Raw genomic sequence first — 14,029 nt, 5'->3', positions numbered from 1 at the left:
AGTTCCATGCGTGCAAGCCGGTTTTCGGCCCAAATACGGGGCAAAAAGGCTTTTGTGGCAGGCTGTTGCAACCGGGCAACGAATAGTTTCGCCATGGTTAACCTATCGCAAATTTGACACCTAACGGTCGTCATCGCGTTGATAGCGACGAACGCCACCAACCCAGGTTTCCACGACCTTCGCGCTGCGCAATTCACCGGGCGTGCTGAGCAGCGGATCGACATCGAGCAGGATGAAATCCGCACGCATGCCGGGCATCAGCGTGCCGAACCGGTCTTCGGCGAACCCGGCATAGGCTGCGCCGCGCGTGAATGCGTCGATCGCTTCGGTCCTGCCAAGCCGCTCCTGGGGCTGCCAGCCCCCAAAAGGCTGGCCGTCGGCGCCTTCGCGGGTGATTGCGGCAGCCAGCCCGGCAAAGGGATCGGGCGATTCCACTGGCGTGTCCGAGCCGAAGGCCAAGGGCACGCCCGCCTGGCTCAGTGTCTTCCAGGCATAGGCGCCCGCCAGCCGCGCCGGGCCCAGCCGGGCTTCGGCCATCAGCCGATCCGAAATCTGGTGCACCGGCTGCATCGAGGCAATGATACCGTTCTTGGCGAAGCGCGGGATATCCACGGGGTCGATGATCTGCGCATGCTCGATGCGCCAGCGGCGGTCGCCCTTGTAATCCTTGGCCAGCTCCTCGATCGCCGAGAGCGCCTGCGCATTGGCACCATCGCCGATGGCGTGCGCAGCGACCTGGAAATCGTCCATCGCGGCACGGCTCATCATGTTGAGCAGCTGGGTGTCGTTGACGAATGCTAGCCCGCGCTGACCCGGCATGTCCGCATAATCGGCCTTGAGCAGCGCCCCGCGCGAGCCGAGCGCGCCATCGAGATAGAGCTTCACGCCATTGAGCCGCAGCCGGTCGTCATAGAGCCAGGGGGTCGGGCGGGGGCCGCCGATCGCGACCATCGCCTCGATCCCGGCGGCATAGGACATGATGCGAACGCGCAACCGGCCTTCGTCCCCGGCGCGGCGATAGGCCTGCCAATCGTCGATCGTCGTGCCCATATCGGCGATGCCGGTAATGCCGAGTGCGAGCAGATGGTCCTGCGCCGCGATCAGCGCAGCATCGCGATCGACCGCGCGCGGTGGCGGCACTGACTTGCTGACCAGCGCCTCGGCGGCATCGACGAACACGCCCGCAGGCTTGCCGCCGATCCGCTCGACCCTGCCGCCGGCGGGATCCTTGACGTCGGGCTTGACGCCCGCAGCCTTCATCGCGGCGGTGTTCGCCCAGCCGGCATGGCCGTCGACCCTTTCGAGCCAGACCGGGCGATCGGGCACGACTGCGTCGAGATCGGCAGCGGTGGGAAAGCGGCCCAGACCCCATTTCTCCTGGTTCCATCCGCGCCCGATGATCCACGGGCGGCTGGGATTCTCGTCGGCATAGGCCTTGATCTTGGCGAGCGCCTCTTCGAGCGATTTCGTGCCCGACAGGTCGAGCGTCAGCAGCGAGAAGCCCAGCCCCATGACATGGCCATGCGCGTCGATGATGCCGGGCATCAGCGTGCGGCCATCGCCATCGAGCTTGTAGTCGAGCTTTTCGGGACGCTTGTCGCGGCGTTCGAGCAGCTGCTTCACCTTGCCGTCATTGTCGATGACCAGACCGGTGAAACTGACGACCTTGCCCTTGGCGTCGAGCGTCATGCCGTTGACATTGTCGATCAGCCCATCAGCCCAGACAGGCGAGGCGGCGCTGGCAAGCAGGGCGGCGGCGAGCGCGGCGGTGCGCGCGAACATCGGACGGCTCATTTGCGGGGAAGCCTGCGGATCAGCGCGCTGGTATCCTGGCGGCCCGCGCCCAGATGCTGCGCCTCGGCGAAAAACTGGTCGAGCAGCGCAGCGACGGGGATCGACGCGCCATTGTTGCGTGCCTCGTCGAGCGCGAGGCCCAGGTCCTTGCGCATCCAGTCGATGGCGAAGCCGAAATCGAAACTGTCCTCGGCCATGGTCTTCCAGCGATTGTCCATCTGCCAACTCTGCGCTGCGCCGCCGGAAATCGCCTGGAACACCTTGTCGAGATCGAGCCGGCTCGCCTGGGCAAAGCGCATCGCCTCGCTGAGCCCGCCGAGCACGCCCGCGATGCAGATCTGGTTGACCATCTTGGTGGTCTGCCCGTCGCCGGGGCCGCCGACATGGACAATGCGGCTCGAATAGCTCTTGATGATCGGGCGCGCGGCATCGACCGCGTCCTTCTTGCCGCCGCACATGATGGCGAGCGTGCCGTTTTCCGCGCCTGCCTGGCCACCGGTCACGGGCGCATCGACGCACAGGATGTTCTTGGCGCGGCCTTCGACCGAAATCTGCCGCGCGATGGTGGCCGAGACGGTGGTGTGGTCGATGAACAGCGCGCCCTTGGGCAAGGTCGTGAATGCGCCCTGGCGGCCCATGATGACCTGCGCCAGGTCATCGTCATTGCCGACACAGGTGATGACCGCATCCACGCCTTCCGCCGCCTCGGCCGGGGTGGCTGCGACGCGGGCCCTTTCCGCCAGATGCGGGTGCGCCTGAAGCCAGGCCTGAACCTTGGCTGGAGTGCGATTGTAGAGCGCCAGGCTGTGCCCGTCATTGCCCAGATGACGCGCCATGGGCCCGCCCATCACGCCGATACCGATAAATGCTATATTTGCCATGGCGGTGCCTTAACGGATGTTTTCAATCCGCGCCATATCGGTTAGGGGCCGCAGCCGATATGACCAGCCCTACCGAACGCCTCACCCTGGATGATATCCGCGCCGCGCATGCCCGCATCGCAGGCTCGATCGTCCGTACGCCCACGCTTGTCAGCAAGACGCTGTCGGCGATTACCGGCGCGACGGTGTATCTCAAGTTCGAGAACCTCCAGTTCACCGCTGCCTACAAGGAGCGCGGCGCGCTCAATTTCCTCAGCCAGATGAGCGAGGAGGCCAAGGCCAAGGGCGTGATCGCCGCGTCGGCCGGCAACCATGCGCAGGGCCTGGCCTGGCACGGCACGCGCCTCGGCGTTCCCGTCACCATCGTGATGCCCAAGCCGACGCCGACCATCAAGGTGCAGCAGACCGAGGCCAATGGCGGCCGCGTGATCCTGTTCGGCGAGAAATATGACGATGCCTATGCGCATGCGCGCGAGCTGGAGAAGAGCGAAGGACTGACCTTCGTGCACCCGTTCGACGATCCGGTGATCGCCGCGGGCCAGGGGACGGTCGCGCTCGAGATGCTCGAGGATGCGCCCGAGATCGATCATTTCGTGATTCCGATCGGCGGGGGCGGGCTGTTCTCGGGCATGGGCACAGCCGCGCGCGCGCTCAAGCCCGGGATCAGGCTGACCGGCGTGCAGGCACAGCTCTATCCCAGCATGTACAATACGGTGAAGGGCACCCAATATCCGTGCGAGGGCGATACGCTGGCCGAGGGCATCGCCGTCAAGCAGCCCGGCGATTTCACCCGCGAGATCGTGCGTGCACTTGCCGATGACATCGTGCTGGTCAGCGAGCCTCAGCTCGAAACCGCTGTCAGCCTGTTGCTGCAGATCGAGAAGACGGTGGCCGAAGGGGCTGGGGCTGCAGGTCTCGCCGCGCTTCTGGCCGAACCCGATCGGTTCCGCGGCCAAACCGTTGGCGTGGTGCTGTGTGGCGGCAATATCGATACGCGGCTGCTCGCCAATGTGCTGCTGCGCGATCTGGCGCGCTCGGGCCGTCTGGCGCGGCTGCGCATTGCGCTACAGGATCGACCCGGCGCGCTGTTCAAGGTGATGCGCCAGTTCGATGCGCACCAGGTCAACATCATTGAAATCTATCACCAGCGTGTTTTCACCAACCTCCCCGCCAAGGGCCTGATCACCGATATCGAGTGCGAAGCGCGCGACCGCAGTCAGCTCGATGCGCTGGTCGCCTCGCTCAAGGCTAGCGGGTACGACGTTGGGCTGGTCGAGGTGGCCTGATACTGACCGATCGCGCGATCCTGTTCGTCATTCCCGCGAAAGCGGGAATCCCGCTATGTTCAGAGCTTGCCGCAAAAGCGGGACCCTCGCCTTCGCGGGGGGTGACGGTTTGGAAGCGAGGAAGTCGCGGATGGGGCCTGCCACCGGTTCGGCAGAAACTGGCGCACGGAGCTAGCCGGACCAATTCCGATTCAGCATGAATCGTCCCTTATCCACAGTCCCCCCACGCTTGACCGCCGATTTGACTCGACTTGGCGCGGCTTAACCAAGAAAGTTGGTTAACCGGCTTGGCTTGCGGGGCGCTTGGCGGGCATATCGTTTGCCGAGCCTGATCCGCATTACCAAGCCATTTGCACAAGGACCGTCTGCCACGTGAGCGCACCGGCACGTTTTCCCCGTTTCTTCGTGACCAACCCTGGCCCGTGCCCGTATCTGCCGGGCAAGAGCGAGCGCAAGGTGTTCACCGAACTGAGCGGGCCGCATGCTGACGAACTCAACGACGCATTGAGCCGCATCGGGTTCCGTCGCAGCCAGAACGTTGCCTATCGCCCTAGCTGCCTCGATTGCCGCGCCTGCGTGTCGGTGCGCGTGGTGGCTGACCAGTTCGTGCCCTCGGCCAACCAGCGCAAACTGCTCAAGCGCAACCGTGATCTCATCGTCTCCGCCTGCAAGCCCTGGTCGACGCAGGAACAGTACGATCTGCTGCGCCGCTACCTCAAGACGCGGCATCCCGGCGGCGGCATGTCCGACATGGACGACATGGATTATGCCGACATGGTCGAGCACACCCCGGTGCGCAGCTATGTCATCGAATATCGCGAGCCCAACCCGGACGGTAGCGCGGGCAAGCTGGTCGGCGCCTGCCTGACCGATCAGCAGGGCGATGGCCTGTCGATGATCTACAGCTTCTACGAGCCCGATCACCCCACCCGGCGGGGCCTGGGCAATTACATCATCATGGACCATATCCAGCGCGCGGCGCGCGCCCGGCTGCCCTATGTGTATCTCGGCTATTGGGTAAAATCTTCGCCGCGGATGCAGTACAAGATCAAATATCAGCCGCTGGAACTGCTTGGCCCCGATGGCTGGCACGCTTTCGACCTTGAACGCGACGGTGCGGGCGCATAACGACTATTTCGATTTCGGGCGGGAACCTGCCCGCGCTGAAAGCATATCGAGTCGATGAGGCAGGGTGATCGCGGGCGTCTTGCGAGGGCGGGAACACTGGTCATGCTGGTCGCTGGCTGTGCATGGCACCATGTCGCGTGGGCGCAGCAGACCGAAGCCTCGCAGGTTCCATCCGCTTCATCCGCTCCCTCCGGCACCGTCCTGCAGCCCGAAGACCCGCAGGTCGAGGACCCGCTGAACATCGACCCGCTCGCCCCGCTCGATCAACTGCCGGGAATGGAAGTCGAATGGCCAGAAGGCGGGGATATTCCGGTCTGGCCCGGCGAATTTGCGGCAGAAGACGTGCTTCCTGCCGAGACTCAGGCCGCCGACGCTTCGGACAGTTCGACCGGCGACGTTGTCGCGACCGATGCCGATGATGTCCGCGACGGTCTGGCGACTGCAGCACCCCCGGCGGAGACGGACGACGGCGCGCTGGCCGAGGATGCCGAGGGCGATCGCGCCGCCCGCCGCGCCGAACGGCAGGCCGAACGCGAGGCGCGTCGGGCCGAACGCCAGGCGCTGCGCGAAATCGACGATGGCGACGTGCGCTATCGCGTCACCGTCAACTTCCTGCCGACCGAAGATCTGGCCGAGCTGGACCAGGATGCGTTCCGCAACCGCTTCCAGGCGCTGTCGACCCTTGAGCGGCTTTCGGATGACGATGCCAATCTCGCGCAGGTCAATCGGCGTGCCCGCGACGACAATGATCTGATCGACACGATGCTGCGCGTCTATGGCTTCTATGATGGCGAGGTGCGCAATTCGGTCGCCAGGATTCCGGATCAGGACCGCGTGCAACTGACGTTCGATGTCAATCCCGGGCCGATCTATCGGTTGAGCGCGATCGACCTAGCCGGGCTCGATGCCGTGGGCGTCGATGTGCCTGCTGCGCGTGCGGCCTTCGGCATGAAGGTCGGCGACGCTGCCAATGCCGACCGGATCGTAGCCGGTCGGCTGGCGGTGCTGACCCGGCTGCTCGAAACCGGCTTCCCTTTTGCGCAGACGGGCGAGCCCGATCTGCTGGTCGATCACGAGGCGCGCAGCGGGGCGCTGACCGTGCCGGTGACACCCGGCGGCCAGTACCGGTTCGGCGGCGTCATCGCCAAGGATGACGGCCTGTTCGGATCCCGGCATCTCGAGCGGATCGCCCGGTTCGATCGCGGCGATATCTTCCAGGCGTCGGAGATGGACGATCTGCGCCGGGCGATCCTGGCGACAGGTCTGGTTTCGACCGCGACGCTCACCCCGGTCGCCGCGACCGATCCGGTGGGCAACGACCCGGGCACGGTGGACGTCCAGGTCGAAACCGTCGCCGCCCCCTTGCGCACCATCGCAGGCGAGGTCGGCTATGGCACGGGCGAAGGCTATCGCGCCGAAGTCAGCTGGGAACATCGCAACTTCTTCCCCCCCGAGGGCCTGGTGCGCGCGCGTGCGGTCGGAGGAACGCAGGAACAGCTGATCAACTTGGTCTATCGCCGCAACAATTTCCTGAAGCGCGACCGCGTGCTGACGGCGCAGGTGCTGGCCAGTAATATCGACCGCGATGCGTTCGAGGCGCGGACCTTCCTGGTGGCCGCCTCGATCGAGCGGCAGACCAATCTCATCTTCCAGAAGAAATGGACCTGGTCGCTGGGGGCGGAACTGGTTCTGTCCGACGAGCGCGACAGCCGTGCGCGGATCGTAGGAGGCGCAAGGCGCACCTTCTTCATCGCCGCGCTTCCCACCGCGCTGACCTATGACGGTACGGACAGCCTGCTCGATCCGACCCGGGGATTCCGGTTGGGCGGACGGCTGTCACCCGAATATTCGCTGCAATCGGGCAGCAAGGGCTATGTTCGGATACAGATCGACGGCAGCTATTACCAGCCGGTATCGGACAGGATCGTGATGGCAGGGCGCGTGCGGTTGGGCAGCATCGTCGGCGCCAACCGTTTCGACATCGCACCATCGCGGCGCTTTTATGCGGGTGGCGGCGGATCGGTGCGCGGCTATGGCTTCCAGGCCATCGGGCCGCGTGATGGCAACAACGACCCTATCGGCGGCAACGGCCTGGCCGAAGTGTCGATCGAGGCGCGCGTGCGCTTCGGCGATTTCGGGGTGGTGCCATTCTTCGACGCGGGCAATGTCTATGCCGGCAGCACCCCCGATTTCAGCGGCATCCGCTATGGTGCGGGCATCGGTGTACGCTATTACAGCAGCTTCGGTCCGCTGCGGCTCGATATCGGGACCCCGCTCAACCCCCAGCCGGGCGATAGTCGGATCGGGGTGTATATCTCGCTCGGACAAGCCTTCTGATGGCGGACGAGCCCATTCCAACCCCGGTTGAGCAGGCGCCGCCGCAGGCCAGCCTGGTGCGCTGGCTACGCGGTCTGATGATCGGCTTGGTCGTTCTCGCTGGGCTTGTCGCCGCATTGCTGTTCGGGCTGGATAGCGGGCCGGGGCGCCGTTTCGTGGCAGAGCAGATTGTCGGCTATCAGCTCAAGTCCGGCCTGTCGCTCCGCGTGGCGCGGATCGACGGGTCGATCTATGGCAAGGCCGTGCTGCGCGGGGTCGAACTGCGCGACACGAAACGGGTTTTCTTCACCGCATCGACGGTCGATCTCGACTGGCGACCCTTCAGGTTCCTGAGCGATCGGCTGGATATCCGCGATCTCGCTATCCGGCGCGGCGAGTTGCGCAGCCTGCCTGAGCTCAATCCGGGCGATCCCGACGATCCTCTGCTCCCGGCCTTCGACATCCGCATCGACCGGCTGCGCGCGGACGGTCTGGTGATCCGCGATGGGATTGCCGGGCCGCGCCGCGTCGCCAATCTGGCGGGGCGGGTCGATATCCGGTCGGGCCGGGTGCTGGTCGATGCGCGCGCGTCGCTCGCCGACGGCACCGATCGGCTGGCGGTAAAGATCGACGCGATGCCCGATCAGAACCGGCTGCAGATCGACGGTGATGTCAGTGCGCCCGCCAACGGCGCCATTGCGGCACTGGCCGGGCTGAAGCAGGACATGGCCGCCTCGATCAAGGGGCAGGGCGACTGGGATTTCTGGCAGGGCAGGCTGCTTGCCAGGCTGGGCAACCGCGAACTCAGCGCGCTCGATATCAACCAGCGCGAAGGCGAGGTGCGGATCCGGGGCTTTGTCCGGCCCGAACCGCTGATCGGCAGCAGCTTCGCGCGCGCGCTTGGTCCTGCGGTCGGTGTCGTCGCGCGCGGCACGCTCGATGCGCGGGTGCTCTCGGGCATGATCGCGCTCGCGGGGCAGGCGGGCACGGCCAATGCGAAGGGCGCGATCGATCTCGGCGAAAACCGGTTCGACAATGTCGAGCTTCTTGCCGCACTGTCGCGTCCCGGGCTGCTCGCCGATGGATTGGAGGCGCGGAACCTGCGCGCGACGGTGACCCTGAACGGCCCCTTCGGCGATCTCGAGGCGCCTTATCGTCTGTCGGCGGATCGCGTGGCGCTCGCCGGGATGAGCGCGGATGTGCTGCTCGCGCAGGGCACAGTGACCCGGCAGGGCAGGAACTTCACCATGCCGGTCAAGCTCAGCGCGACACGCGTCGTCACCGGCAATGCTTATGGCGATCGGCTGGCCAATGGACTGACCGGCCAGGGCATCGTCCGTCTGCGCGACGGCGTGCTCAGCAGCGATCCGATCCGTCTCGCCAGCAAGAGCCTGGTCGCGCTGGTACAGCTTTCGGGCAGCAGCCAGCGTGGGCGCTATCTTGCAGTCGTCGATGCGCGGCTCCCCGCCTTCGGGGTCGAGAATGTCGGCGATGCCGATATCGATGCCAATGTGCGCGTCGCTTTCGGTGGCGGTGCAGCCTGGGATGTGCTCGGCGATGTGCGCGTGCTGCTGCGCCGCGTGGTCAACGAGACGGTGGTGACGTTGATCGGGCCGTCGCCGCGCTTTGCCAGCAAGTTCAGCTACGGCGCAGGCCAGCCCTTCGTGTTACGCGATGCGAGCCTGGCGGCGCAGAAGCTGGCGCTGATCGGCGGCGGACGGGTCGAACCGGATGGCCGCATCGTCCTGCGCGCCAGCGGCCGTCACCGCGATTACGGTCCGCTCGATGTGAGCGCGGATTCGATCCGGGGCGACACACGCGCGGTGCTCATGCTCGACGATCCGCTGCCTGCGCTCGGCGTGCGGGACCTTCGGCTCGCGCTCGGCACCGTTCCCGATGGGTTTTCGGTCGACGTGACCGGCCAGTCGACGCTGGGGCCGCTCGAAGGCGCGACGCGCATCTTTGCGCGCGAAGCCGGGCGAACGCTGATTGAGATCGAGCGGTTCACGGTGTCGCAGGCGCTGTTCGCGGGCAATATCTACGCTACCAAGGCCGGGCTTGAAGGTGCGCTCAATGTCCGTGGCGGGGGCATTACCGGCGATGTCACGCTGGATCCGCGCAGCGGGGGGCAGGGCGTAAAGGCCACGCTCGACCTCGCCAATGCGCGCTTCGACGGCGAGGTGCCGATCACGATCAACCGCGGCGCGGCGGAAATCGACGCGCTGATCGCCGAGGGACGCAATACCATTGTCGGCAGCGTGCGTGCGCAGGGCATCGGTCGCGGACCGCTGTTCATCGGAAGGCTCGCGGCCAATGCCAATCTCGTCAACGGCGAGGGACGCGTGACTGCCTCGCTCGCCGGGCGGCGCGGCAGCAATTTCGACCTGCAGACCAGCGCGCAGATTGCCAGCGACACGATCACGCTGGCGGGCAATGGCAGCTATGGCAACCGCCGGTTGCGACTGGTGCGGCCAGCGCGGCTCAGCAAGCTGGACGATGGCGGCTGGCGACTGGCCCCGGCGGTGCTGCGCGTCGGACGCGGGCGGCTGGGCCTGCAGGGCCGCTTCGGCGGCGGGCTGACCGATATGAGCGCGCAGTTCAACACAGTCCCGCTGGCGCTGTTCGATGTCGCGGTGCGAGAACTCGGCTTCGGCGGCAATGCCTCGGGCACGCTCAGCTATCGTCAGGCCGAAGGCGGTGTGCCGACGGGCAAGGCAAGCCTGAAGTTCGACAATCTCACCCGGACCGGCTTGATCGCCAGCTCGCGCCCGGTCGATATCGCGGCGAACCTCGCGCTGACGGTCGACGCACTGGCCGTGCGCGCGGTAATCGCCGAACAGGACAAGACTGTCGGGCGCGCACAGGCGCGGATCGGCAACCTGCCGCAGGGTTTCGACCTGCTCGGGCGGCTACGGCGCGGGACGCTCGCCGGGCAATTGCGCTTCAACGGCCCTGCGGACTCGCTTTGGCGGCTGCTCGGTATCGAGGCGTTCGACGTCACGGGCCAGGTCGGTGTCGCGGCGAACCTTTCGGGCAGCCTGATGGACCCCAGCATCAACGGTGTGCTGGCAACTCGCACCGCGCGCCTGGAAAGCACGCTGTCGGGCACGGTCATCAGCGACATCGCCTCGCGCGGCCAGTTCAACGGATCGCGGCTGACGCTGACCAGCTTCAGCGGCAAGGCGGGATCGAACGGCACGGTCAGCGGATCGGGCTATGTCGATTATGGCGGCCTGTTCGCGTCGCCCTCGCGCGGTGTCGCGGTCGAGATTCGGGCGACGGCGAAGAACGCGCAGCTGGTCAACCGCGACGATTTCGGCGCGACGGTCACGGGGCCGCTGACCATCTCGTCCGATGGCACATCCGGTACGCTGGGCGGCGATGTCGTACTCAATCGCGGACGTTTCCGGCTCGGCCAGTTCAATGCGGCCGAAGCGCTTCCGGTCATCAACGTGCGCGAGATCAACCGCCGCGCCGACGAGGCGCCCCGCCGCGTGCGACCGGCGGTCTGGCGCTATGATGTGAAGGCACGCGCACCCAACCAGTTCACCGTAACGGGCCTTGGCATCAACAGCGAGTGGGGCGCGAATGTGACGCTCACCGGCACGGTCGATGCGCCGCGCATCACCGGTCAGGCGGACCTAATCCGCGGCGAATATGAATTTGCCGGCCGCGATTTCGAGCTGGTCCGAGGGCGCATCAACTTTCGCGGGGAATCGCCGCCAAACCCGGCGCTGGATATCGCGGCGTCGGCAAACCTGACCGACCTCAACGCAACGATCAATGTGCGCGGCACGGGCCTTGCGCCCGAGATCAGCTTCACCAGCACGCCTGCGCTGCCCGAGGACGAGCTGCTCGCACGGCTTCTGTTCGGGTCGTCGATCACCGATATTTCCGCGCCTGAAGCGGTGCAGCTGGCAGCAGCGCTCGCTTCGCTGCGCGGTGGCGGCGGGCTCGACCCGATCAACGCGCTGCGCGGGGCGATAGGGCTCGACCGGCTGCGGATCGTCGAGGGCAACCAGACGCTGGGTCAGGGCACCAGCATCGCAGCCGGCAAGTACATCACGCGCAACACGTATGTAGAGATCGTCACCGACGGACGCGGCTATTCCGCGACGCAGGTCGAGTTCCAGATCACGCGCTGGCTGTCGCTGCTCTCGTCGATCTCGACCATCGGCAGGCAGAGCGCGAACGTGCGGATTTCGAAGGATTATTGAGGGTTGCGAATTATCCCTGGACACCGCCGCTCAGTCTGAGCCTGTCGAAGGCTACGCGCTTTGATTGCGGCCCCAAGCTGCATCTTGCACCAGACAACGCTGCAATCCAGAAGGCACGGACCGTGTCCAGTCTTGGCCTGAAAGGGACTTTTTGCGAAGGGGTTACGCGGGGCCTTCGACAAGCTCAGGCTGAGCGGAGGTGGTTGTGGACGGAATCAATCGGGGAGGAACCACATTGTGCGGACGATCAAATGGAGCGGAGCGGCGCTCGGTCTGGCCGCGCTCGGCCTGTCGCTGGCCGTCGGCTCGCAGGTGTCGGCCATGCTGAGCGCCGACACGCCGATCATGCAATGGCCCGAGCTGCTCGATCAGCCTCGGCCCGCGCCGGACCGCACCATCGCCTATGGCAAGGACCCGCTGCAGCTGGTCGATCTGTGGCTGCCCGAGGGGAAGGGGCCGCATCCGGTCGTGGTGATGATCCATGGCGGCTGCTGGCAGACCGAGATCGCGACGCGCGACATCATGAACTATATCGCCGACGATCTGCGCAAGCATGGCATTGCCGTGTGGAACATCGAATATCGCGGTGTCGATCGCGGCGGCGGCTATCCCGGCACATATCTGGATGTCGGCGCGGCGGCGGACCTGCTGGGCGCGCAGGCCAAGGCGCTCAACCTCGACCTCGCGCACACCATCGCCATTGGCCATTCGGCGGGTGGGCATCTCGCCTTGTGGCTGGCCGCCCGCCAGGCGCTGCCCGAGGGCGAGCCGCTTCGTGGGGCCGCCCCGCTGCGGATCGATACCGCGATCAGCCAGGCGGGCATTGCCGATCTGCGCGCCGCGATGCAGCGCACCGGCCATGCCTGCGGCACCGATGCGCCGACGAAGATGGCAGGCGACAGGTTCGCGCTGACCTCGCCGCCCGAAATGCCAGTGAGCAAGGCGCAGCAAATCCAGTTCCACACCGACAAGGACCGGATCGCACCGCCTGACTATGCCGAGACCTATGCCGCAGACATGAAGAAGCGCGGCATCGGGGTCGAAAACCACGTTCACGGGCCCGAGGGCCATGTCGAGCTGATCGCGCCGACCAGCCGCAGCTGGGCTGCGCAAAAGGCACGGATCAAGCAATTGCTGGGGCGCTGACCATGACCGATTTCCCTTCGCTCGCCGAGGCCGAAGCCCGCGACGCCGCCGATCCCTTGGCCGGTTGGCGCGATCGCTTCACGCTGCCTGAAGGCGTGATCTATCTCGACGGCAATTCGCTCGGCGCGCTGCCGGTGGCAACGCGCGCGCTGATGCACGATGCGGTAGATCGGCAATGGGGAGAGGGGCTGATCCGCAGCTGGAACGATGCCGACTGGATCGGCGCGCCGCGCAGGATCGGCGACAAGATCGCGGCGCTGATTGGCGCGGCGCCGGGCGAGGTGATCGCCTGCGATTCGGTGACGGTGAACCTCTACAAGCTGATGGGGGCGATCCTCGCGGCGCGGCCCGGGCAGGGCCGGACGATCCTCACCGAGAGCGGAAACTTCCCGACCGATCTGCATGTTGCTGCGGGAATTGCTGCGCAGCATAGCTTGGTGCTCGATGCCTGCTCGCGCGAGGCGATCGCCGATCGGATCGGGCCGGATGTCGCGCTGATCGTGCTGACGCATGTGCATTACAAGACCGGCGAGCGCTTCGACATGGCCGCGATCCAGGCCCTTGCCGATGCGCATGGAGTCCCGCTGATCTGGGACCTGTCGCACAGCACCGGGGCGGTGCCGCTGAACCTTGCGGCCGATGCTGCGCGCTTTGCCGTGGGGTGCGGCTATAAATATCTCAATGGGGGTCCCGGCGCGCCCGCTTTCCTGTATGTCGCGGCCGAGGCGCTCGAGTTTCTCGGCTCGCCCATCCAGGGCTGGATGGGCCATGCCGCGCCGTTCGCGATGACCGACGATTATGCCCCCGCGCCGGGGATCGAGCGTTTCCTCGCGGGTACGCCGCCGATGCTTTCGCTGCTGGCGCTGGAAGCGGGGGTCGACCTCATGCTCGAGGCGGATCGCGACGCGCTGTGGACCAAATCGCAGGCGCTGTTCGATTTTCTGGGTCAGCTGATGGCGACGCGCTGCCCCGAACTTCAGCCGATCACCCCGGCGCGTGCCGATCTGCGCGGAAGCCATGCGAGCTTTGCGCACCCCAACGCCTGGCCGATCAACCGCGCGCTGATCGATGCGGGCGTGATCGGCGATTTTCGCGCGCCGGATGTGCTGCGGCTGGGCCTGACGCCGCTCTATCTCGGCTTTGCCGATATCTGGCATGCCGTGGATCGGCTTGCCACCATCATGGGTGAGGGGCGCTGGCAGCGCAGCGAATATAGTGCGCCGACCCGCGTGACCTGATCGCATCCTGGCGCGCGCCAGCA

Annotated in this window: 8 protein-coding genes; 6 read left to right on the top strand and 2 right to left on the bottom strand. The window is 66.1% G+C overall.

The window, feature by feature from the left end:
- Positions 1-120 precede the first annotated feature (120 nt).
- Both FG486_RS01660 and FG486_RS01655 read right to left on the bottom strand, forming a co-directional pair.
- Complete coding sequence (locus FG486_RS01660) at positions 121-1,794, bottom strand: amidohydrolase (RefSeq protein ID WP_241695554.1); 1,674 nt, start codon at positions 1,792-1,794, stop codon at positions 121-123.
- Positions 1,791-2,675, bottom strand: a complete 885-nt coding sequence (locus FG486_RS01655; RefSeq protein ID WP_181266200.1) for an NAD(P)-dependent oxidoreductase — start codon at positions 2,673-2,675, stop codon at positions 1,791-1,793. The genes FG486_RS01660 and FG486_RS01655 overlap by 4 nt, the downstream gene beginning before the upstream one ends.
- Before the next feature lie 59 nt (positions 2,676-2,734).
- Here FG486_RS01655 and FG486_RS01650 point away from each other — a divergent pair, with 59 nt between their 5' ends.
- The 6 genes from FG486_RS01650 to kynU all read left to right on the top strand — a co-directional run bounded on the left by FG486_RS01650 (position 2,735) and on the right by kynU (position 14,006).
- The gene (locus FG486_RS01650; protein WP_181266199.1) at positions 2,735-3,961 is read left to right on the top strand and encodes a threonine ammonia-lyase; all 1,227 of its coding nucleotides are present in this window, start codon (positions 2,735-2,737) and stop codon (positions 3,959-3,961) included.
- Positions 3,962-4,333: 372 nt separating this feature from the next.
- On the top strand, positions 4,334-5,089 hold the full coding sequence (locus FG486_RS01645) for an arginyltransferase (RefSeq protein ID WP_060977669.1): 756 nt from the start codon (positions 4,334-4,336) through the stop codon (positions 5,087-5,089).
- A 102-nt stretch (positions 5,090-5,191) separates the two neighbouring features.
- The gene (locus tag FG486_RS01640; protein ID WP_241695553.1) at positions 5,192-7,426 is read left to right on the top strand and encodes an autotransporter assembly complex protein TamA; all 2,235 of its coding nucleotides are present in this window, start codon (positions 5,192-5,194) and stop codon (positions 7,424-7,426) included.
- A complete protein-coding gene (locus tag FG486_RS01635) occupies positions 7,426-11,622 on the top strand; it encodes a translocation/assembly module TamB domain-containing protein (protein WP_181266197.1) in 4,197 nt (1,398 codons plus the stop codon). Before FG486_RS01640 ends, FG486_RS01635 begins: the two co-directional genes overlap by 1 nt.
- A 237-nt stretch (positions 11,623-11,859) precedes the next feature.
- Positions 11,860-12,768, top strand: a complete 909-nt coding sequence (locus FG486_RS01630; RefSeq protein ID WP_338401568.1) for an alpha/beta hydrolase family protein — start codon at positions 11,860-11,862, stop codon at positions 12,766-12,768.
- A gap of 2 nt (positions 12,769-12,770) precedes the next feature.
- A complete protein-coding gene (kynU, locus tag FG486_RS01625) occupies positions 12,771-14,006 on the top strand; it encodes a kynureninase (protein ID WP_181266196.1) in 1,236 nt (411 codons plus the stop codon).
- Positions 14,007-14,029: the final 23 nt, after the last annotated feature.

The organism is Blastomonas ursincola (assembly GCF_013607875.1).
GTDB lineage: Bacteria > Pseudomonadota > Alphaproteobacteria > Sphingomonadales > Sphingomonadaceae > Blastomonas > Blastomonas ursincola.
The sequence above is the reverse complement of the archived record's forward strand: the minus strand, read 5'-3'. Positions and strand labels throughout refer to the sequence as shown.